Below are 22,261 nucleotides of genomic sequence, written 5' to 3'. Positions count from 1 at the left end.
AATTTTAAAATCTTTGGTAGGCACGATTGGACTCGAACCAACGACCCCTACCATGTCAAGGTAGTGCTCTAACCAGCTGAGCTACGCGCCTAAAGAAACGAGAGTATAGCAGAGACTTTTGAGAAATTGCTAGCCCTACGGCCAAATTATTTTTCCACCGCCCTTCGACAGGTGCTCAAATCGTGGACAATCAGTCTGCTATAAATTTGGCAAACCTATAAATTACCGCCTTAGGCTACACTAACGCCATCTTCTCAATTCCAGCGATTTTCTGCCATGTCTGAACAAGCCCACAGCAACAATAGCGAGCATTTGCACGATCACCGTCATGGCGATGCCGAGCACAAACATTTCTTTGAAAACCGCAGCCAGAAAGTCTTATCCTGGGCACTGGGCCTGACACTGAGTTTTGCCGGCGTTGAAGTCGCATTTGGCTTCTTGTCAAATTCACTGGCGCTGATTTCCGACGCCGGGCATATGGTGACCGATGCCGCTGCGCTTGGCCTGGCCTTGCTGGCACAAATGATTGCCAAACGGCCGCCAACAGCCAAGAATTCTTTTGGCTTTGGCCGCGCTGAAGCCCTGGCTGCCTTTGTCAATGGGCTGGTCATGCTGGGCGTGATCATCTGGATAGCGAAAGAAGCGATACAGCGCTTTTCAGCACCGGAAGTCGTACAAGGCGGTACGGTAATGCTGGTGGCAAGCATAGGCCTGGTCATTAATATTGTCGTTGCCTGGGTCTTGTCGCATGACAAGGAAAGTGTCAATACCAAGGCTGCCCTCGTGCATGTCATGGGCGATTTGCTAGGCTCAGTCGCAGCCATCGTTTCTGGTGCCGTCATTTATCTGACAGGCTGGATGCAGATCGACCCGCTGCTTTCCATTTTTGTTTCCCTGCTGATTCTTAAATCCACATTTTCGGTACTTGCAGAGTCTTATCATTTTCTGATGGAAGGTGTTCCGCACAATATTGACTATGTACAAATCGGTCAGGATCTTGAAAGCATCAACGGGGTTTTATCAGTGCATGACTTGCACGTATGGGAAATGTCACCTGGCTTCCCTGCCCTGATTGGCCATCTCGAAATCGAAGACCTGAGCGCCTGGCCCAGAATATTGGAAAGCGTCAAAAGCATGCTGCTGAGCAAGCATAAGATTGATCACATAACGCTACAGGCAGAAGTGCCTGAAGATGAAGGCTAGCAAACAATTGTCACCGCCAGTGCGCTGGCAATGACAATCTCAGTGAGGAACCAAGCAATTAAATGGTCGACCATTTAATTGCGCCGCACTTCCAACACACCACTTACCTCATGCAAAACTGTCAGTGCTTTTTGCAATTGTGTTGTGCCGCCAATTTCAACAGTGAAAGACATTCTCGCCTGCGATTTGGCACTCTGCGTATTCACCCCAATCACATTGATTTTCTCACGTGAAAAAATTTCAGAAATATCCCGCAGCAAGCCCTGCCGGTCTTGCGCCAGCACAAAAATATCAACGGGATAGACAGTGTCCTTGCCATGATCACCCCAGGTGGTTTGAATAACACGCTCGGGTGCCTTATTGCGCATTTCTGCAAAATTCTTGCAGTTCAGCCGGTGAATTGATACGCCTTTGCCACGAGTGACAAAACCGACGATATCATCAGGTGGCGCTGGTTTGCAGCAACGTGCCAACTGGGTCATCAAACCTTCGGTGCCCACTACCAGCACGCCAGATTTGGCACCTTGGGTCACACTGGACGCACGGCTTTTATTGGTGAAGCTCAGCTCATCCGGTTCGACTTCAGCTACATTTTCGCGCAATACCGTTTCAATCTGACGCAGGCTGAACTCATCTTTACCAACAGATAAAAATAGTTCGTTGACTTCGGCAAATCCCAGCTTGCGCGCCAGGTCTTCCAGGTTGACGGCGGTCTTGCCTTCACGCTGCAAGGTTTTTTCAACCAGGGCACGGCCATTCGACAGGGTTTCTTCCTGGTCGATGGTATTAAACCATGCGCGAATTTTTGTACGCGTACGTGTGCTGGCAGAATATTCAGGCGTCAGCCAGTCGCGCGAAGGACCAGCCTGAGGCGAACCTACTTTCAGGGTAATGATTTCCACCGTCTGCCCGTTTTTCAACGGCGTATTCAGTGGCACCATGACATTATCGACACGTGCGCCGCGGCAGCGGTGACCAACATCGGTATGCAGGTGGTAGGCAAAATCTACCGGCGTCGAATCACTAGGCAACTCGATGACCCTGGCTTGTGGTGTCAGCACATAAATTCTGTCATCAAGCGTGGCAGCTTTAAGCTTTTCCACCCATTCGCGCTGTAAAACTTCCTGCTCGACGACGACATCGGTGACATCGGTTTTCCAGGCCAGTAATTGCCTTAACCAGGCAATTTTTTCATCATATTCCTGCGCTGAAAAATTTGATCCACCAGATTCCTTATAGCGCCAGTGTGCCGCCACACCATATTCAGCAAACTGGTGCATTTCGCGTGTGCGTATCTGTACTTCCAGTGGCCTGCCATCTTCTACGATGACGACCGTATGCAGCGATTTATAGCCATTTGGCTTGGGCCGGGAAATATAGTCATCAAATTCTTTGGGTATCGGCGTCCAGGCGTTATGGACGATACCCAGAACGGTATAGCAATCCTTGATGTCGTCGACGATGACACGGAAGGCACGCACGTCATACAATTCGTCGAAATCGACAGACTTGCCTTTCATCTTTTTCCAGATGCTATAGATATGCTTGGGGCGGCCTGTCACTTCGGCCTTGACGCCAACGGTGGTCAATTCCTGATTCAAACGGGCAATGGCACTGACGACGAAGCTTTCACGTTCCAGCCGTTTTTCTTCCAGCATCTTGGCAATGCGCTTGTACTGTTGCGGCTCCAGGAAACGGAAAGACAGGTCTTCCAGTTCCCATTTCAACTGCCAGACACCCAGGCGGTTTGCCAACGGTGCATACAAATCCATGGTTTCACTGGCGTATTGCTGGGCAGCGCCATCTTCCCGTTTGCATTCGGCAAAATAACGCAAAGTGGTCACTCTTGATGCCAGCCTTACCAGCACCACACGCATATCAGTGGCCATGGCCAGCACCATTTTGCGCAGGGTTTCCATCTGATTCGCCGCTTTTTCGGCAGCATCTTTGCCACGTCCCACGTCATGCTGGGTCAAGGCGGCTTCGCGTAATTTCATGAGGCGGCGTATGCCTGAAACGAGGTCGGCAATTTCCTTACCAAAACGTATTTCTATTTGCGATGCCGCGACAGGATTTAATTCCGGTAACTCGAACAGGAGCGCTGCAATGCGCGTATCCACATCGGTACGCAACATCGCCAGGGTAGCCACCACGCCATTCACAAACTGCAAGGCATTTTGTTCAGTAATGACATTTTTATTGACATACAGGGGCGTGACAAATTCGAGCGCAGCAATAACGCGGTCTGCATCTGCTTCAGACAAACCTTCAAGCAGCGCTGATTCAGAAGCTGTGGTCGAGATTGATACCATATGATTTATTTCTGTGCGGCAGTAACAACGATCTCAATCAACCATTCAGGTTTGGCCAATTTCGCCTCTACCGTTGCCCTTGGGGGCGAATTGCCTTCTGCAACCCAGGCATCCCAGACCTGATTCATCGCACCAATCTGGCTGATATCTGACACAAATATCTGGCAACTCAGGATGCGTGTCTTGTCGCTGCCCGCTTCTGCCAGCAAACGGTCTACATGCGCCAGTACCTGCCGGGTCTGGCCTTGCATATCCTGGGTAGCATCATCGGGAATTTGTCCCGCCAGATACACGACATTATTAAATACCGCTGTTTCTGACAAACGTGGCCCTACATGAAATCTTTGAATACTCATTTTCTCTGCAATCAAACCTGGTTCAATAAAAAATCACTGGCGATGGCAATCTGCTCAGGCTGCACAAAGGTCGGGGCATGCCCGACACCTGGAATTTCGACCAGCTTTGCGCACGGCCCGCGCTGCGCCATTTCGTGTGCTGATGCAGTTGTGAGTAAATCCGATTTCTCACCGCGCACCAGCAAGGTTGGACACTTTATCGCATCATACGCTGCCCACAACATATTCTGTCCAATGGCTGCCATTTCCGGCGTACTGGCTTTCAAGGGTATCGCCAGACCAAGATCATAATGGCGCACCCATTGACCGTCTTCATTCTGCCGCAAGACATCACGCGCCAGCTTTTCCCATTGCTCTGGCGTATGCGGACCGAACGACAATGAAATGCTCTTGATATATTCCTGCGCGTCCTCGAAATTATCAAAGCGTACATCCTGCCCGATATAGTCACCGATTCTGGCCAGAGCATCCGGGTTCAGCACAGGTCCGACATCGTTCAGGACCAGTTTGGCGATCGGGTTATCCGGCAAACTGGCCAGGCTCATGCCTATCAAGCCACCCATGGATGTGCCAAACCAGTGTACCGTTGTGGCATTCAGGCGTGCCAACAGTGTCACCATATCACTGACATATTGCGGTATCTGATAATGCATGGGGTTGCGCAATCGCCCTGAATAACCGCGCCCCACCACGTCCGGGCAAACCACGCGATAATCCTGACATAAGGCGATGGCCAATGCATCGAAATCATCTGATACACGCGTAATACCGTGTACACAGACCAAAACCTTAGGGTTCAGCGGATCACCCCATTCTTTATAGGACATGGTATGCAAGCCGGAAGGCGAGATACATTGCACTGTTTTGCGTGTCGCCTGCATGAGCTATCCTTGTGAGCAATATTTTTACTAATGTCTATGAATGACATTTTACCGTTCGTTGCGTTTAAAATCTTTGATATATGTTCCAGCGCACGATTTTTAAGCCAAACAAAGCTTAAGGATCACTACATTGGCAGCGAAACCAACGCCATGAGGCATACATATACAAGACTAAGTTGACACAATAACACTTGATGCCTCAAAACCCTAAAACCTTGCCTTAAGCTGACATTTATTGCTTTCATCGCTTTTTTTTCAGATGTATAGTTGCATAACACTAACGGACCGGGATTTCCTATGCATACTTTTACTCGTTTTGTCGGCATCTCTACGCTTTTTTTCACTGCTGCAACTTGTAGTGCGGCAGATAAAATGAAACCCGGCCTGTGGGAAATGACCATGAAGTCGGATGCCATGAAGACCATGCCCAAGATTCCGCCTGAGCAACTGGAAAAAATGAAGCAGATGGGTATCAAGATGCCCGACATGCAAAATGGCGGCATGGTACATAAAGTTTGCTTTACCAAAGAAATGGTCGATCAGGATAGACCGCCCTCCGCCAGTGGACGCGATCAAAGCTGCCAAAGCAAAAACTTTACGCGCTCAGGTAATAGCTACACTGGGGATATTGTGTGCGAAACCGGAGACATGAAAGGCACGGGTACGGTGAAGGGCAGTTATACACCAGAAAACCTGACTTCCGTCTATGATTTCAAGGGCACAGCGCATGGCCAGCCCGTATCGCAACATATGGAAACGACAGGCAAATGGATAGCCAATGATTGTGGCGACACCAAGCCCTACCCTATGCCAGCAAAGAAATGAAGTTGCTGTTTGCAATTAAGACTTAATCAGTCAAGATAAAACAGGAAAGCCGCTGCAAATACAGCGGCTTTCCTGTTTTAATTCAGCTCGAAAAACCTTAACAAGGCGTCAGCCCAGGACACTCACATCAAGGTTGGCTTCAGTCTTGGCGATAATTTCTTCTTTTGTCACACCCGCCGCCAACTCAACGAGTTTCAAGCCAGTTGGCGTCACGTCAATCACCCCCAGATCGGTGATGATGCGATTGACGACGGCGACGCCTGTCAACGGCAAATTACAGGCTTTCAAGATCTTGTGGGCATCACCCTTGGCAACGTGCTCCATCAAGACTACAACACGGCCTACGCCAGCGACCAGATCCATCGCACCACCCATGCCCTTGACCATCTTGCCGGGAATCATCCAGTTGGCCAGGTCGCCGTGCTCACTGACCTGCATCGCGCCAAGGATAGCCAGATTGATTTTACCGCCTCGTATCATGGCGAACGAATCTGCCGAACTGAAAATCGAAGAACCAGGCAAGGTCGTCACCGTTTGCTTGCCGGCATTGATCATGTCAGGGTCAACTTCTTCTTCAGTAGGGAAAGGGCCTATACCCAACAAACCGTTTTCGGATTGCAGCCAGACTTCCATGCCTTCTGGCACGTGGTTGGCCACCAGGGTAGGCAAGCCTATGCCCAGGTTGACGTAAAAACCGTCTTGCAATTCCTGTGCTGCACGTGCAGCCATTTCATCACGATTCCATGCCATCTTGTGTCTCCTGCTAGTCTTATTTTGAAGGGCGTACGGTACGCTGCTCTATACGTTTTTCGGGATTGGCATTGACGACAATACGCTGCACGAAAATACCTGGTGTATGGACTTCATCGGGATCAAGCTCGCCGGTTTCGACCAGTATTTCCACTTCCGCCACGGTGATCTTGCCAGCCATGGCGACATTAGGATTGAAGTTACGGGCGGTTTTGCGGTAGACGAGATTGCCGGACTTGTCGGCCTTCCAGGCTTTGACGAGGGATACGTCAGAGACCAGCGAGCGCTCCATCACATATTTCTGGCCATCGAATTCGCGGATTTCCTTGCCATCAGCCACGATGGTACCGACACCGGTTTTGGTGAAAAAAGCCGGGATACCTGCACCGCCGGCACGCAGTTTTTCTGCCAGCGTGCCTTGCGGCGTGAATTCCAGTTCCAGTTCACCAGCCAGGTATTGGCGTTCAAATTCCTTGTTTTCGCCGACATAGGACGAAATCATTTTCTTGATCTGGCGGGTCGTCAGCAACTGCCCCAGGCCAAAACCATCAACCCCGGCATTATTGGAGATTGCCGTCAGGTCTTTGATGCCGGAATCGCGCAAGGCAGCGATCAGCGCTTCAGGAATGCCACACAAACCAAAACCACCTACAGCGATAGTCTGCCCGTCCTTCATGATGTCTGCGAGAGCGCTTGCTGCATCAGGATAAACCTTGTTCATCGTGTCCCCTTTCGTTATTCTTGATAAGTATATTTCTCGTGCTTATGCTACAGCAGAAGTGCGGGAAATGCTGTCAACAAGCTATATTTTCAGTAAGCTTACAGGATATGATGCTGCGTTATACTGCGCAATACCGTAAAAATACGCCTTTACTGAAACCACATTAGCAGATCATGGAAATGAACGTCGAACAGAGCATAGATTTCGAATCCATATTTCAACAAGCCCCGGTCGGCATGTGCGTGTCGCAAAACCGTGTTATCCGCGCATGCAATGATGATCTGGCGAAAATGTTCGGCTATAAAAAAAATGAATTGCTTGGCCAGTCTTTTCTGGTGCTTTACCCCAGTCCGGACGAATTTGAACGCACTGGCGCCAGGATCACGCCTATCATGAATGCCAAAGGTTATTATTCAGACGAGCGCATCATGAAGCGCGCCAGCCAGGAGTTATTCTGGTGTCATGTGTCAGGACGTGGCTTGAATAAAGATGATCCGCATGCTGCAGGCATCTGGACTTTTGAAGACCTCAGCGCCAAGCGTTCCGTCACCGCAGAACTGACACCGCGTGAGCGGGAAATTGCCGCCCTGCTGGTTGAGGGTAAAACCAGCAAACTGATTGCACGGCAAATCGCACTAAGCCCACGGACCGTGGAAATGCACAGGGCAAAACTGATGCGCAAATTCAATGCGTCTACCTCCAGCGAACTGGTACACAAGCTGCTGGGAATAATGCACTAGCGGACTATGGCCGCCCTTCCAATGTGCCACTATGATGAAGTCAAGGTTTTGCGTTTGCCAGCAGTTTTAATCTCACTTAGTTTTTGCTTGATGGCATCAGGCAAGGCGATTGACTTACCATTTTCAGCCGCAACCCAGACGACTTTGGCACCGCCCTCAGCATACAGGGCATAACCATCGCCGACAGAACGCATTTCCTGCATGGTTTCAAAACTGCTGCGCCCTGCCGCACCGATATAAGTGCAGACCTCTACCTGGCCTGGGTATTTCAGGGGCTTCTTGAAGGTGCAATAGGCATTGACGATGACCGGGCCATTGCCGTTTTCATCGGGCATACAACCCATCATGCTCAGCCACTCTATCCGCGCCTGTTCCATATATTGGAAATACACGGTATTGTTGACATGCCCCATGGCATCCATATCGCCCCACCGGATAGGAATGGTGACGGTATAGACGAGCTTCTTTTCCGTAACCTTATTCTCTATCATTGCACGCTCATACCATCATCAGCTGTAACAATGGCACCATTGAGGAAGCGTGATTCTTCAGCTGCCAGCAATAGCAAGATGCCATCCAGATCTTCAGGAACGCCAACGCGCTTGCGTGGCAACATATCAACCAGTTTCTGACCTGCGTCAGTGGCAAAATAATCTGAATTGATTTCAGTGGAAATATAGCCAGGGCAAATGGCATTCACATTAATGCCGTATTTACCCCATTCCACTGCCATCGATTTGGTCATGTGCACGACTGCTGCCTTGCTGATGCAATAAATGCCGATTTGCGGCAGGTTACGCAAACCGGCAACGGAAGCGATGTTAATAATACGGTGCTGTTTTTTCGGGTCGCCTTTGTGTCTGGCGATCATGCGCTTGGCGGCTTCCTGTGCAACAAAGAAGGCACCACGCTGATTGGTGTCCATCACATAGGCATAATCATCCGGGGTCACATCAACCAGGCGTTGCGTGGTTGATACACCTGAATTGTTGATCAGAATGTCGATGGGACCAGCCTCTGTCTCAGCATGGGCAATGGCAGATTTGATGCTGGCATAATCAGTGACATCCAGAGCAACCACGTGGGCCGCACCACCTTCGGCTTCGATTTCAGCACGCAATTCCTTTAACCTGTCTATGCGGCGTGAGGCCAGCACAACCTGTGCACCCGCCTGCGCCAGTATTTTGGCGAATCGTGCACCCAGGCCACTGGAAGCACCAGTGATTAACGCAATCTTGCCTTCGAAATTGACTTCTATGCCCATCTGAATCTCCACTAATATTTGGAATAAGCTTACGCATCTACGAAGCGCTATGATGACATACTGATTATGCTTTTGTGGTATGGATTTGAATTAGTTGAAGATTTTTACAGAAATATCAGATCTATTTCATAGGATCTTGATGCATACCAGAGTTGGCTCTGCGATAATTCCAGATATTTTGCGTATCAATAACAAAAGAATATTCGAGTACGCTCTCAGTTGCGCAATACCTTAACAGCAGCTAACATGCTAAGAATAAATAAGCACGCTCGTTCGAAAATATTCAGAAAGTGAAAATAGCCATGACACAAAGCATACTTGAACAGTACGGCCCCCGCGATGCAATGGAATATGATGTCGTCATCGTCGGTGGTGGGCCAGCTGGCTTGTCGGCAGCCATTAAGTTAAAACAACTGGCGGCAGAGAAAGGCACAGAAGTGTCTGTCTGCGTATTGGAAAAAGGCGGCGAACCTGGCGCACATATCCTTTCTGGCGCAGTCATGGACCCGAAGGCACTGACCGAGCTGTTTCCCAACTGGAAGGAAATGGGGGCGCCTCTCAATACCGAGGTGACCGAAGACCGCGTTCTGGTACTAACAGAAAAAAACGCCTACCGCACCCCCAACTGGATGCTGCCTGCCTGTTTCGAGAATCATGGCAACTACATCGTTTCGCTGGCGAATGTCACGCGCTGGCTGGGTCAGCAGGCAGAAGCGCTGGGCGTAGAAGTATTCCCGGGCTTTGCCGCAGCAGAAGTCTTGTACAACGATGATGGTTCGGTCAAAGGTGTGGCAACTGGCAATATGGGTGTTGACCGTCATGGCCAGCCTACATCGTCATTCCAGCTGGGTATGGAATTGCACGCCAAATATACCTTGTTTGCCGAAGGTGCCCGCGGCCACTTGGGCAAACAAGTGATTGCCAAATACGACCTGAGCAAAGGCAAGGACCCACAATCGTATGGCATAGGCATCAAGGAATTGTGGGAGATCGATCCCAAGCAGCATAAACCCGGCCTGGTTGTGCATACGACTGGCTGGCCTTTGATGGATCAATATAGCGGCTCTTTCCTGTATCACCTCGAAGACAATCTGGTCGCCGTAGGCTATGTGGTCGGGCTGGCATATGAAAACCCTTATCTGTCGCCTTACGAAGAATTCCAGCGTTTCAAGACCCACCCTTCCATCCGCACTTTCTTTGAAGGTGGCAAACGGATTTCCTATGGTGCCCGTGCCATTACAGCGGGTGGCTTGCAGTCCCTGCCCAAGCTGGTGTTCCCTGGTGGCGCACTGATAGGTTGTGATGCTGGCTTCCTCAACATGAGCCGCATCAAGGGCAGTCATGCAGCGATCAAGACTGGCATGCTGGCCGCCAGCGCCGCCTTTGATGCCCTTGCAGAAAACCGCCAGCATGATGAGTTGACACGCTATTCGTCGACCTTTGAAACCTCATGGCTGCATGAAGAATTGCATACGGCCCGCAATGTCAAACCGCTGTTGAAACGCGGCACTTATGGTTCTCCCCTGGTATGGCTGGATCAGGTTGTCTTACGCGGCAAGGCACCGTGGACCTTGCATCACAGCAAGGCAGATCATGAATGCCTGCGACCAGCGGCCGACTTTAAGCCGATTGTCTATCCAAAGCCGGATGGCAAACTGACCTTTGACCGTTTGTCTTCGGTATTCATTTCCAACACCAACCATGCAGAAGACCAGCCTATCCACCTGACGCTGAAAAACGCCGATGTGCCGGTATCAGTCAATCTGGCCACCTATGCAGGGCCAGAATCGCGTTACTGCCCGGCGGGTGTGTATGAGTTCGTCAAGAACGAAGAAGGCAAAGATCGCTTGCAGATCAATGCACAAAACTGCGTGCACTGTAAAACCTGTGATATCAAAGACCCGACCCAGAATATCGTCTGGGTCACACCGGAAGGTGGCGGCGGACCGAATTATCCAAATATGTAAGCGAAGCCCTGATTAAGCTACTGCACAGGGCGATTTCGAGCCTGTTTTTTTGCAAATGCGTAGTCATACATCCGTACAACTACGCTTCTTAACTCACACTAGCCCTGCTCGCTACGCTTACTCATAACTTCTTGAGATACCGTAAACACTGCCTGCTTTGGATAGGTCATGAATGCAAAACGCCGCTGATTAGCGGCGTTTTGTTTTTACGGCTTTCACGATTCCAAGCTGCAATCACCACTTACCGGCCAGGATTTTCTCTAGCCAGAATGTGCCTATAACGGTTTTTACGTCGGTGATCTGCCCATTTTTGATCCATGCCAGCATTTCTGGCAAGCTTGCGGTAAATACTTCGAGGAATTCTTCTTCATCCAGTGCCGCCTGCCCTGCTGTCAAACCCTTGGCCAGGTAAATGTCAAGATGTTCATCAGAGTAAGCGATGGCATTGTGGATGGTGCAGACAAACGACCAATCTGTTGCGGTATAACCCGTTTCTTCGCGCAATTCACGCTGGGCACAGACCAGGGGGTCTTCACCCGCGTCAATTTTACCTGCGGGAAATTCAATGAAAACTTGGTGCAGCGGATAACGGAACTGCTTTTCCAGTAATATGCGCCCGTCATCAAACAGGGGAATCACCACCACTGCACCGGGGTGGCGTATATATTCGCGGGTGGCTGTCTGACCATCCGGCAACGACACTATATCCTTGTCGACCTTCAGGAAGCTGCCGTCATAGGCCAGCTCACCGGAAACACGGGTTTCCTGCAAGTTGAGATTGGTCTGAATTTTGTCAGTCATGTCGCCGTCTCATATAGCGATACACGAAGCCAGGAAATGCCAGTACCAGGAACAGGCAGGCATTGATGGCGTAAAATTCCCAGCCTTGAGAAAAGGAATTACCTGCGCCGGCTTCCAGCGCATAAGCAATTACCCCTACGCAGAAATACAGCGTGATCAATTCCAGCAAGCGTACCCACAACGGCTTGGAAATGACAAAACGCTGGATTGCGACCAGCGCAAAACAGCGTTCGTTTAAAAAGGGTAGATTGGCAGCCAGGACTGCCAATACGATTACCAGCCAGCTTGATGCAGAGCTACTCACTAATCTACCGTATCAGTACTTAAGTGTGTTGGCGATGGCATTCACGCAGGCTGTCATCAAAGAACCAGGCAACAAGCCCATCACCAATACGGCCAGACCATTAATGCTCAGGACGATACGCATGTCAGTATGCACAACGATAGGTTTGTTATCGACAGGTTCATCAAAATACATGAGCTTGACCACACGCAGGTAGTAGAAAGTACCAATCAGCGAGAACAGTACTGCAACGATGGCCAGCCACAACTGCCCCGTAGACAGGACTGCCTGCAAAACTGACAGCTTGGCATAGAAGCCCATCATCGGAGGGATGCCTGCCAGTGAGAACATCAACAGCAACATCACCAGCGCAAACCATGGGCTACGCTTGTTCAGGCCTTTCAGGTCTTCGAGGTTCTCGGCTTCAAATCCGGAACGTGCCAGCAACATCACGACACCAAAAGTACCCAGAGTCGTCAATACATAGGTGATGCTGTAGAACATAGATGCGCTATATGCATCCACTGCCAGATCAGCATTGCCGTTGGCGACGCCAGACAGCATGCCCAGCAACATGAAACCCATTTGCGAAATGGTGGAATAAGCCAGCATCCGTTTGAGATTGGTTTGCGCAATCGCTGTCAGGTTACCAACCGCCATTGACAAGACCGCCAGCACTACCAGCATTTGCTGCCAATCAACCGCCAGCGGGAACAAGCCTTCTACCAGCAAACGGAAAGTAATTGCAAATGCTGCCAGCTTGGGTGCACCGCCCAGCAGCAAGGTCACCGCCGTTGGCGAGCCCTGATACACGTCAGGCACCCACATATGGAAAGGTACAACACCCAGTTTAAACGCCAGGCCAGCTACCAGGAAGACGATACCAAACACCAGGATAGTCTTGTTGGCCGTTGCTGTCGCTGCCACTTTGACGACTTCGCTTAAATGCAAAGAGCCAGTTGCACCATACAACATGGAAATACCATACAGCATGAAGCCTGATGCCAGAGCACCGAGGATGAAATACTTCATCGCCGCTTCTGTTGATACGGTATGGTCACGACGCAAGGCAACCAGAGCATATAGCGACAGGGACATCAATTCCAGGCCAAGATAAATGATCAGGAAATTATTGCCCGAGATCATGATCATTTGCCCCAACAGAGCGAACAGGGCGAGTACATAAAATTCACCACCCAGATGCGTATTGGTCATGCCACGGTCACTGACATATTGACGCGAATAAATCAGCGTAATGCCCACCGCAACATACGAGAACAATTTCAGCAAATTCGACATCGGGTCAGAAACAAACATATTGTTACTGACATAAATCGATATCACCGTATCAGAATTTGCCACGGTCAATGCGCCGCACACAGCCAGCGCAATGATACTGAGGACATAGGTGACATTGCGCTTGCTGTCCGCCAGGAACATATCAATGAGCAGGATGGCACAGATTGCCAGCAGCAAAAAGATCTCAGGATAAAGTGGTATCAGGTTCATATTATTCATTTTTTACTAGCATTGATCTGCAGCCACGAATTAAATCCAAACTGGACGTTGCGTGGTGTGCGCATCCATATCTCTATCAAGGCAACACTTTTGTCGTCGCGACGTGCTTCAACAAGTCTGTCACTGACACCTGCATTGCATCGGTAAATGGTGCCGGGTACAGACCCATCGCAATTACCGCAATCGCCAATACACCCAGCATGAAAAATTCACGCTTGTTGACATCAGCCAGATGCGCTACGTGCTCATTGGTAATAGCGCCAAACAAGACGCGTTTCACCATCCACAAGGAATAAGCTGCGCCGAAAATCAAAGCGGTTGCTGCCAGCATGCCTATCCAGAAATTAAACTGAACCGCACCCAGTATTACCATGAATTCACCAACGAAACCCGAGGTCGCAGGCAAGCCGCAATTAGCCATGGAAAACAGGACGAACAAGGCAGCAAACTTGGGCATGGTGTTAACCACACCGCCGTAGTCAGCGATTTCGCGGGAATGTACACGGTCATACAGAACACCGATACACAGGAACATTGCGCCTGAAATAAAACCGTGAGAAATCATCTGCACGATGGCACCCTGCACTGACAACTCATTAAACATGAAGAAGCCAAGTGTCACAAAACCCATATGAGCGATGGAAGAGTAGGCCACCAGTTTTTTCATATCCTTTTGTACCAGAGCCACCAGGCCAATATAAATCACCGCAATCAGCGACAGAGTGATAATAAAGTTCGCCATGTAATGGCTCGCATCCGGGGCAATCGGCAAAGAGAAACGCAGGAAGCCATAAGCACCCAGTTTCAGCATGATCGCTGCCAGTACGACGGAACCACCCGTAGGTGCTTCAACGTGGGCATCAGGCAACCAGGTATGCACTGGCCACATCGGCACTTTGACTGCAAAAGCCATCAGGAAAGCACAGAAAATCATGATTTGTGCTGTCAGTGGCAAAGGCAGTTTATGCCATACCATGATATCGAATGAATGACCGGACTTCAGATACAGGTAAATAATCGCCACCAGGGTCAGCAAGGAACCCAGCAAGGTGTAGAGGAAGAACTTGAACGCCGCATACACGCGGTTTGGCCCACCCCAGACACCCACGATGATGTACATCGGTATCAGGGTCGCCTCAAAGAAAACATAGAACAGCAAACCGTCAGTTGCACAGAAAACGCCAATCATCAGGCCCGATAAAATCAGGAAGGCGCCCATGTATTGCGCAACTTGCTTCTCGACTACTTCCCAGGCAGCGATCACCACAATAACGGTAATGAACGCAGTCAGAGGAATCAACCACAGGGAGATGCCATCAACGCCCAGCGCATAAAATACATTGAAGCGTTCTATCCAGGAAAATTTCTCTACAAACTGCATACCGTGTGCAGTGTTATCGAAATTTCTGACAATAGGAATCGTCACCAGAAAGCTGGCCAGTGAACCGATCAGTGATACACCGCGCACCAAGCCAGGGTTGCTGTCGCGACCAAAGGCCAGTACAAAAATACCGAACACAATCGGACACCAGATTGCGAGGCTAAGTAGAGTAGAAGTTGACTGCATAATGATTATCTTTTTATAGCCGTGGTCACTTATTTAGCGAAGGGAAACAGCACTGTGTACGCAAGGAAGGCCATGACGCCGAGTATCATCACAAACGCATAGTGATAGATATAACCACTTTGCAATTGACGTATCACCCTGGAAACCCATCCAACCAGTTTCGCGCTGCCATTGACGACCAGACCGTCAATCAAGCCTTTATCGCCGATATTCCACAAACCACCACCCAGCATGCGCGCGCCACCAGCAAAGACGATTTCGTTGAAACGGTCCATATAGTATTTATTGTCCAGCAGCGTGTAAATGACACCTGCTTTTTCCTTGATCGCAGCAGGAATACCTGGTTTGACCATGTAGAACACATACGAGGTTGCCACACCTGCCAGTGCCAGCCAGAACGGCGGCGTCATCAGGGCATGCAGGGCCATGGCGAACGGCGAATGGAATTCATGCTTGAGTTCTTCCATTGCATGATGCGCTTCGTTGACGAAGATCACGTTGTCGAAGAACTTGCCAAACAACATAGGCTCAATCGAGAAGAAACCGATGAAGACAGAAGGAATCGCCAGCAAGACCAGCGGCAACCATACTACCAGTGGTGATTCATGCGGTTTTTGTCCTGGTGCCAGTCCATGATGATGCGCGTCGTGGTCATCATGTGCGTTATCTGCGTGTGCGTCGTGGCCATCCTTTGCATGCGCATCTTTGGCATGGTGATCGTCATGATGAGCATGTGCATGGCCGAAGTTTTCTTTACCGTGGAACACCAGGAAATACATACGGAAAGAATAAAAAGCAGTCACAAACACACCCGCCAGCACTGCGAACTGGGCAAAACCTGCGCCTGGCAAATGACTTGCCTGCACTGCTTCAATAATGCTGTCTTTGGAATAGAAGCCAGAGAAGAACGGTGTACCAATCAATGCCAGTGATCCAAGCAGGGATGTCAGCCATGTAATCGGCATGTATTTACGCAGACCACCCATGTTGCGGATGTCCTGATCATGGTGCATACCAATAATTACAGAACCGGCCGCAAGGAACAACAAGGCCTTGAAGAAAGCATGCGTCATCAGATGGAATACCGCTACCGAGTAAGCAGAAGCACCCAGCGCAACTGTCATATAACCCAGTTGTGACAACGTGGAATAAGCGACCACACGCTTGATATCGTTCTGGATGATACCCAGGAAGCCCATGAACAAGGCAGTAATCGAACCTATTATCAGAACAAAGGACAATGCCGTATCAGACAACTCAAACAGGGGCGACATGCGTGACACCATGAAAATACCGGCGGTCACCATCGTTGCAGCGTGAATCAGGGCAGAAATTGGCGTCGGGCCTTCCATCGAATCTGGCAACCAGACGTGCAGAGGGAACTGTGCAGACTTACCCATCGCACCGATAAACAGGCAGATACAGGCAACTGTGATCAACATCCAGTTGGTATGTGGCAGTATCAGTTTTGCCAGTTCTTCTTTTTTGGCAAATACTTCTACGTAATCCATGGAACCCGCGTAAGCGACCAGGATGCCTATGCCCAATATGAACCCAAAGTCACCAACACGGTTCACCAGGAAGGCCTTCATGTTGGCATAAATTGCTGTTGGCTTGGTATACCAGAAACCGATCAGCAGATAAGAAACCAGGCCCACGGCTTCCCAGCCAAAGAACAATTGCAGGAAGTTGTTGCTCATGACCAGCATCAACATCGAGAACGTAAACAAGGAGATGTAGGAGAAGAAACGGTTATAGCCTTCGTCTTCTGCCATATAGCCTATGGTATAGATATGCACCATCAGCGACACAAAGGTCACTACGCACATCATCATCGCCGTCAGGCTGTCCACCATGAAGCCGACTTCCAGCTTCAGGCCGCCAACATTCATCCATTGGTACAGCGTCGCGTTATAGCTTGCACCGTCCAGCACGGCAGACAATGTAATGCAGGAAATGACGAAAGCGATCAGTACGCCCAATATGGTCGCGGTATGTGAGACTTTACGTCCGACCACGTTGCCGAAAAATTTCGTGCCTAGCAAACCTGCAATAGCAGACCCTGCCAGAGGCGCCAGAGGTACTGCCAATAATAGTTGTGGGTTAAGTTGCCCCGCCATGATGACCCTTTGTTAGCTTATTACTTTTCTTAAATCGCCAGCAAATGCCGGAAAACGCCTGGGCGCTTTCCGCACAATTATCCTTTTAATGCATCCAAATCTTCGACATTGATCGTGTCCAGATTACGGAACAAGACCACCAGAATCGCCAGACCTATGGCGGATTCAGCAGCGGCTACTGTCAGAATAAAGAAGACGAATACCTGACCAGCAGCATCACCCAAATAATGTGAGAAAGCGATGAAATTAATATTCACGGCCAACAACATCAACTCAATCGCCATCAGCAAAACGATGATGTTTTTACGATTAAGGAAAATACCCACGATAGAGATGGCAAATAAAATTGCCCCCAATACCAGGTAGTGTGTCAAAGACAAAGCCATTTAAGTCTCCTGCTTTACTGTAGATGCCGCCGCAGCCAATGCATTGTTTTCAGCACGTTCAGATTCAGCTTTCATGCTGACTATGCGTATGCGGTCACTGCTTTTAACTTTTACTGCCGCAGCCGGATCGAAATACTTGCTGTCCTTACGACGACGCAGAGTCAGGGCAACTGCTGCCACAATAGCCAGCAACAGGATTGCAGCCGCAACTTCAAAGGCAAACTGGTAATTCTTGAAAATCTCTATACCCAGCGCTTTGGTATTGCCAATCTTGTCCGCTGCCGCAGGAATGTGATTGTCTGGACGCAAAAAGCCACGCAACAAGACAGCCGACATTTCCAGCACGATGACGATACCAACTGCCGCAGCTACCGGGAAGTGACTCCAGAATCCCTCTCGCAATTTATCAAGATTAATATCCAGCATCATCACCACAAACAGGAACAGCACCATAACCGCACCGACATACACCAGTACCAGTACGATGGCCAGGAATTCAGCCTTCAACAACATCCAGATGCCTGAGGCCGTGAAAAAACACAGCACCAGAAACAATGCGGCATGTACCGGATTGCGGGCAGAAATAACCTGTGTCGCAGCGAGTATCAGTATCGCCGAGAAAACATAAAATAAAACGGTAGTAAATTCCATATCGAACCGGTCCTGTTAGCGGTAGGCCGCGTCAGTTGCGCGGGCTGCTGCGATTTGTGTCTCGTAACGATCACCTACGGCCAGCAACATCTCTTTGGTGAAATACAAGTCACCACGTTTTTCGCCATGATATTCCAGCACATGCGTTTCAACGATGGAATCGACAGGGCATGATTCTTCGCAGAAACCGCAGAAAATGCACTTGGTCAGATCGATGTCGTAACGCGTAGTACGGCGGGAGCCATCTGCGCGTTGGTCCGATTCGATCGTGATTGCCATGGCCGGGCAGACTGCTTCACACAATTTACAGGCGATGCAACGCTCTTCCCCGTTCGGGTAGCGACGCAGGGCATGCAGGCCACGAAAACGTGGTGACTGCGGTGTTTTTTCCTCTGGAAATTGCACCGTGATCTTGCGGGCGAACATATAGCGACCTGTCAGGGCCAGGCCCTTGATCAGTTCGCGCAGCATCAGGCTGCCAAAAAAATCCTTGATTGCTTCCATTTTTTTAGCCTCTTACTTCCAAATATTCCATGGAGTTTGCATCCATGCTGCAACAATGACCAAGTACACCAGGGTCAGCGGGATAAATACTTTCCAGCCCAGACGCATGATCTGGTCATAGCGATAGCGTGGGAAAGATGCGCGTGCCCAGATGAACATGGAAACCACAACAAAAGTCTTGATACCGAGCCAAATCCAGCCAGGAATGAAATCCAGGAAACCAAACGGTGCAGACCAGCCGCCGAGGAACATCAGAGATGCCATGGCAGAGATCAAAATCATGTTGGCGTATTCAGCCAGGAAGAACATGGCGAAAGACATACCAGAGTACTCAACCATGTGACCGGCAACGATCTCGGATTCACCTTCCACCACGTCAAACGGGTGACGGTTGGTTTCAGCGATACCAGAAATCACATACACCACAAACATCGGCAGCAAGGGCAACCAGTTCCATGAGAACAGGTTGAAACCATGGCTGGCAGCAAAACCTTTGGTCTGCGCATTGACGATATCGGTCATGTTCAAACTGCCGGACACCATCAGTACGATAACGAGTACAAACCCCATGGCGATTTCATACGACACCATCTGCGCAGAAGCACGCATGGCACCCAGGAAAGCATACTTGGAGTTGGATGCCCAACCGGCGATGATGATGCCGTAAACTTCCATCGAGGTAATTGCCATGATCAGCAACAAACCTGCATTGACGTTTGCCAGGACAGTTTCAGGACCGAAAGGAATCACCGACCAGGCTGCCAGTGCAGGCATGATGGTCATGATAGGCGCCAGTACAAACAGGACTTTGTTCGCCTTGGCCGGAATGATGATTTCTTTGAGCAGCAGTTTCAGCGCATCAGCGATAGGTTGCAGTAAACCTGCGGGGCCTACGCGATTCGGGCCAAGACGGATGTGCATCCAGCCTATCATCTTGCGTTCCCACAAGGTCAGGTAAGCAACACAGCCCATGACTGGCAAGGTGATGCAGACGATCTTGATCAGCGTCCACAAGGGTGTCCAGAAATAGCCCAGGTAATGCTGGCCCAGTTCCTGGATAGAGAGCAGCAGATTCATTATGCACGCTCCAGTTTGATGGCACCAAACATACCGTCCAGATTGGCTGTCAGGACATGACCCGCAGCGATTCTGACGACGTTGTCAGGCAAGGATGGATCAATTCCCACAGGGATCAAAGTGGAACCTGTCTTGCTCAGCTTTACCATATCTCCGTCTGCAATGCCCAGCTTGCCGGCATCAGCCTGGCTGATCCAGGCTTGTGGCGCACGCGCGTCGGCTGTCAATTGCAGTGATGCTGCACGGCGCACGATGGCATCTGTGTTGTAAATACCGACATCAGCAATACGTTCCATGCCAGCATGTGCAGTTGCTGGTGCAGCAGGAGACAATTTAGCCAGATTATTCAATTGCGCGGTCAGGTCAGCTTGCGTCAATACTGTGTCACGCACTGCTTCTGCCGTTTCAAAATCAAAATTTTCCAGCCCCAGCAAATTGCCAAGTACACGCAAGACTTTCCATGCAGGACGCGTATCGCCCAGAGGCTTGACGACGCCGTGGAAGCTTTGTGCACGTCCTTCGCAACTGACGAAAGTACCGGAAGTTTCAGTGAATGGAGACACTGGCAATAAGACGTCAGCATATTCACTACCATGCTTGAATGGCGACATGACGACGACCATTTCAGCATTATCCAAAGCTGTCTTGGCTTGTACCGGATGCGCGCTGTCAAGCAAAGGCTCGGCGTGCAAGACGATGTAAGCTTTTTTGGCTTCAGTAAATACTGGCTTGGCATTATTGGCAGGAATGGCATTTGCCAGGTAACCACCAACGGTATTCGCTGCTTCTGTCAGATAACCGAAGTCACTAGCCGTGTTTTCAGCTATCCATTGTGCCAGCGCATGCAATTTCGATGCTTCTGGATGGTAAGACGCTGTATTACCCAGGAAGACGCCAGCATTACCAGCCAGCAAGCTCGCCGCAATTGCTTCCGCTTTGGCAGACGCCTGAACAGTTTCCAGACCTGCCGGTTTGGCGATGTCTTTTTTAACTGCTACCGCAACTGCGACTTCAGCCAGGAAAGCTGTCCACAGCGAAGGTGCGATAACTGCCTTGTTTGCCAGCTTGATGAGCAACTCATCATCCGTTGCATTCAAGATACTGAGTTTGGCACCCATTTTCACTGACTGGCGTAGACGCGCTGCCAGCAATGGATGGTCTTTACGCAGGAAGGAACCGATAACGAAAACGTTTTTCAACTGTACAAACTTGGCGATGCTTGTACCCAGCCAAGGTTTGACAGAAGAATTCAGAGCGAAATCAGACTGGCGCAGACGGAAATCAATATTGTCAGAACCCAGGCCGCGAACTACACGTTGCAACAGCGTCAGCTCTTCCAGCGTGGAACCAGGTGCAGCAACAGCGGCGATAGCATCAGCACCGTGCTCAAGTTTGACGTTACGCAAGCCATGCGCAACATATTCCAACGCTGTCTGCCAGTCAGTTTCCTGCCATAGACCGCCCTGCTTGATCATGGGCTTGATCAGACGTTCTGTGCTGTTCAGTGCTTCGTAAGAAAAACGGTCTTTATCAGAAATCCAGCATTCATTGATTTCTTCGTTTTCCAGCGGCACTACACGCATGACCTGATTATTCTTTACCTGAACAATCAGGTTGGAACCCAGACCGTCATGCCCGCTGACCGATTTACGGCGTGACAATTCCCAGGTACGGGCAGAATAACGGAAAGGCTTGGATGTCAGGGCGCCTACCGGGCACAGATCAATCATGTTGCCGGACAATTCGGAATCAACGGTTTGACCAACAAAAGAAGTGATTTCAGAATGTTCGCCACGGTTGAGCATGCCCAGTTCCATGACGCCAGCGATTTCCTGGCCAAAACGAACACAGCGTGTGCAATGTATGCAACGGCTCATTTCTTCCATGGAAACCAGCGGGCCCACATCTTTGTGGAACACCACGCGTTTTTCTTCTTCGTAACGGGATGCCGTGCCACCATAACCCACAGCCAGATCCTGCAACTGGCATTCGCCGCCTTGATCACAGATAGGACAATCCAGCGGATGGTTGATGAGCAGGAATTCCATCACTGCTTTTTGTGCTTTTACTGCCTTGTCGCTGGACGAACGCACGATCATGCCTGCAGTCACTGGTGTGGCGCAGGCAGGCAAAGGTTTAGGTGCTTTTTCAACCTCAACCAGGCACATGCGGCAGTTGGCCGCAATAGATAATTTTTTGTGATAGCAAAAGTGCGGGATGTAGGTGCCAAGCTTATTGGCAGCGTCCATCACCATACTGCCCTCTTGGACTTCGACTTTTTTGCCGTCTATTTCGATTTCAACCATGGTCTACTCTAAGTGTGCTAACCGAAGCT

The 22,261-nt window shown here is 50.0% G+C and carries 21 protein-coding genes and 1 tRNA gene; 4 read left to right on the top strand and 18 right to left on the bottom strand.

Annotated elements, in window-relative coordinates; genetic code table 11:
* Positions 1-14: 14 nt before the first annotated feature.
* Positions 15-91, bottom strand: a tRNA-Val gene (locus tag ACO0LH_RS20985).
* Positions 92-276: 185 nt separating this feature from the next.
* Between ACO0LH_RS20985 and ACO0LH_RS20980 the strand changes: the two genes are divergently transcribed.
* A complete protein-coding gene (locus tag ACO0LH_RS20980) occupies positions 277-1,203 on the top strand; it encodes a cation diffusion facilitator family transporter (protein ID WP_422943077.1) in 927 nt (308 codons plus the stop codon).
* Positions 1,204-1,277: 74 nt separating this feature from the next.
* On the opposite strand, the gene ACO0LH_RS20975 is transcribed toward ACO0LH_RS20980, so the two are convergent.
* The 3 genes from ACO0LH_RS20975 to ACO0LH_RS20965 are packed head-to-tail and all read right to left on the bottom strand — an operon-like array spanning position 1,278 to position 4,752.
* Entirely contained in the window at positions 1,278-3,515 is a 2,238-nt protein-coding gene (locus tag ACO0LH_RS20975; protein WP_422943076.1) for a RelA/SpoT family protein, read from the bottom strand.
* A 5-nt stretch (positions 3,516-3,520) separates the two neighbouring features.
* A complete protein-coding gene (locus ACO0LH_RS20970; protein WP_422943075.1) occupies positions 3,521-3,871 on the bottom strand; it encodes a RidA family protein in 351 nt (116 codons plus the stop codon).
* Between the two features lie 11 nt (positions 3,872-3,882).
* Positions 3,883-4,752: an alpha/beta fold hydrolase gene (locus ACO0LH_RS20965; protein WP_422943074.1), complete on the bottom strand. Its 870-nt coding sequence runs from the start codon at positions 4,750-4,752 to the stop codon at positions 3,883-3,885.
* 297 nt (positions 4,753-5,049) lie between these two features.
* On the opposite strand from ACO0LH_RS20965, the gene ACO0LH_RS20960 reads away from it, so the two are divergent.
* The gene (locus tag ACO0LH_RS20960) at positions 5,050-5,577 is read left to right on the top strand and encodes a DUF3617 domain-containing protein (RefSeq protein ID WP_422943073.1); all 528 of its coding nucleotides are present in this window, start codon (positions 5,050-5,052) and stop codon (positions 5,575-5,577) included.
* 108 nt (positions 5,578-5,685) lie between these two features.
* Here ACO0LH_RS20960 and ACO0LH_RS20955 read toward each other — a convergent pair whose 3' ends face one another.
* Positions 5,686-6,327, bottom strand: a complete 642-nt coding sequence (locus ACO0LH_RS20955) for a CoA transferase subunit B (protein ID WP_422943072.1) — start codon at positions 6,325-6,327, stop codon at positions 5,686-5,688.
* 19 nt (positions 6,328-6,346) lie between these two features.
* Positions 6,347-7,048, bottom strand: a complete 702-nt coding sequence (locus ACO0LH_RS20950) for a CoA transferase subunit A (RefSeq protein WP_422943071.1) — start codon at positions 7,046-7,048, stop codon at positions 6,347-6,349.
* A gap of 179 nt (positions 7,049-7,227) precedes the next feature.
* Here ACO0LH_RS20950 and ACO0LH_RS20945 point away from each other — a divergent pair, with 179 nt between their 5' ends.
* Positions 7,228-7,788 carry a LuxR C-terminal-related transcriptional regulator gene (locus ACO0LH_RS20945; protein WP_422943118.1) on the top strand — a complete coding sequence of 187 codons (561 nt, stop codon included), beginning with the start codon at positions 7,228-7,230 and terminating at the stop codon, positions 7,786-7,788.
* A 29-nt stretch (positions 7,789-7,817) separates the two neighbouring features.
* Here the strand turns inward: ACO0LH_RS20945 and ACO0LH_RS20940 are convergent, their stop codons facing one another.
* Positions 7,818-8,279 (bottom strand): acyl-CoA thioesterase, encoded by a 462-nt coding sequence (locus tag ACO0LH_RS20940; RefSeq protein WP_422943070.1) that lies wholly within the window; start codon positions 8,277-8,279, stop codon positions 7,818-7,820.
* Complete coding sequence (locus tag ACO0LH_RS20935; protein WP_422943069.1) at positions 8,276-9,052, bottom strand: SDR family oxidoreductase; 777 nt, start codon at positions 9,050-9,052, stop codon at positions 8,276-8,278. Before ACO0LH_RS20935 ends, ACO0LH_RS20940 begins: the two co-directional genes overlap by 4 nt.
* Before the next feature lie 344 nt (positions 9,053-9,396).
* Between ACO0LH_RS20935 and ACO0LH_RS20930 the strand changes: the two genes are divergently transcribed.
* Positions 9,397-11,019, top strand: coding sequence for an electron transfer flavoprotein-ubiquinone oxidoreductase (locus tag ACO0LH_RS20930; RefSeq protein ID WP_422943117.1), 1,623 nt, complete (start codon positions 9,397-9,399; stop codon positions 11,017-11,019).
* 234 nt (positions 11,020-11,253) lie between these two features.
* On the opposite strand, the gene ACO0LH_RS20925 is transcribed toward ACO0LH_RS20930, so the two are convergent.
* The 10 genes from ACO0LH_RS20925 to nuoG all read right to left on the bottom strand — a co-directional run bounded on the left by ACO0LH_RS20925 (position 11,254) and on the right by nuoG (position 22,232).
* Positions 11,254-11,820 carry an NUDIX domain-containing protein gene (locus tag ACO0LH_RS20925; RefSeq protein WP_422943068.1) on the bottom strand — a complete coding sequence of 189 codons (567 nt, stop codon included), beginning with the start codon at positions 11,818-11,820 and terminating at the stop codon, positions 11,254-11,256.
* Complete coding sequence (locus ACO0LH_RS20920; protein ID WP_422943067.1) at positions 11,813-12,124, bottom strand: DUF2818 family protein; 312 nt, start codon at positions 12,122-12,124, stop codon at positions 11,813-11,815. The genes ACO0LH_RS20925 and ACO0LH_RS20920 overlap by 8 nt, the downstream gene beginning before the upstream one ends.
* A 12-nt stretch (positions 12,125-12,136) precedes the next feature.
* Complete coding sequence (nuoN, locus tag ACO0LH_RS20915; RefSeq protein WP_422943066.1) at positions 12,137-13,621, bottom strand: NADH-quinone oxidoreductase subunit NuoN; 1,485 nt, start codon at positions 13,619-13,621, stop codon at positions 12,137-12,139.
* 76 nt (positions 13,622-13,697) lie between these two features.
* Positions 13,698-15,191, bottom strand: coding sequence for an NADH-quinone oxidoreductase subunit M (locus ACO0LH_RS20910; RefSeq protein WP_422943116.1), 1,494 nt, complete (start codon positions 15,189-15,191; stop codon positions 13,698-13,700).
* Between the two features lie 26 nt (positions 15,192-15,217).
* Entirely contained in the window at positions 15,218-17,308 is a 2,091-nt protein-coding gene (gene nuoL / locus ACO0LH_RS20905) for an NADH-quinone oxidoreductase subunit L (RefSeq protein WP_422943065.1), read from the bottom strand.
* A gap of 77 nt (positions 17,309-17,385) precedes the next feature.
* Positions 17,386-17,694 (bottom strand): NADH-quinone oxidoreductase subunit NuoK, encoded by a 309-nt coding sequence (gene nuoK / locus ACO0LH_RS20900; RefSeq protein ID WP_422943064.1) that lies wholly within the window; start codon positions 17,692-17,694, stop codon positions 17,386-17,388.
* Positions 17,695-18,345 (bottom strand): NADH-quinone oxidoreductase subunit J, encoded by a 651-nt coding sequence (locus ACO0LH_RS20895; RefSeq protein WP_422943063.1) that lies wholly within the window; start codon positions 18,343-18,345, stop codon positions 17,695-17,697.
* 15 nt (positions 18,346-18,360) lie between these two features.
* On the bottom strand, positions 18,361-18,849 hold the full coding sequence (gene nuoI / locus ACO0LH_RS20890) for an NADH-quinone oxidoreductase subunit NuoI (RefSeq protein WP_422943062.1): 489 nt from the start codon (positions 18,847-18,849) through the stop codon (positions 18,361-18,363).
* Positions 18,850-18,861: 12 nt separating this feature from the next.
* Positions 18,862-19,926, bottom strand: a complete 1,065-nt coding sequence (nuoH, locus tag ACO0LH_RS20885) for an NADH-quinone oxidoreductase subunit NuoH (RefSeq protein WP_422943061.1) — start codon at positions 19,924-19,926, stop codon at positions 18,862-18,864.
* A complete protein-coding gene (nuoG, locus tag ACO0LH_RS20880; protein ID WP_422943060.1) occupies positions 19,926-22,232 on the bottom strand; it encodes an NADH-quinone oxidoreductase subunit NuoG in 2,307 nt (768 codons plus the stop codon). The genes nuoH and nuoG overlap by 1 nt, the downstream gene beginning before the upstream one ends.
* Positions 22,233-22,261 lie beyond the last annotated feature (29 nt).

The organism is Undibacterium sp. TJN19 (genome assembly GCF_049339485.1).
Taxonomy (GTDB): Bacteria; Pseudomonadota; Gammaproteobacteria; order Burkholderiales; family Burkholderiaceae_D; genus Undibacterium.
The sequence above is the reverse complement of the archived record's forward strand: the minus strand, read 5'-3'. Positions and strand labels throughout refer to the sequence as shown.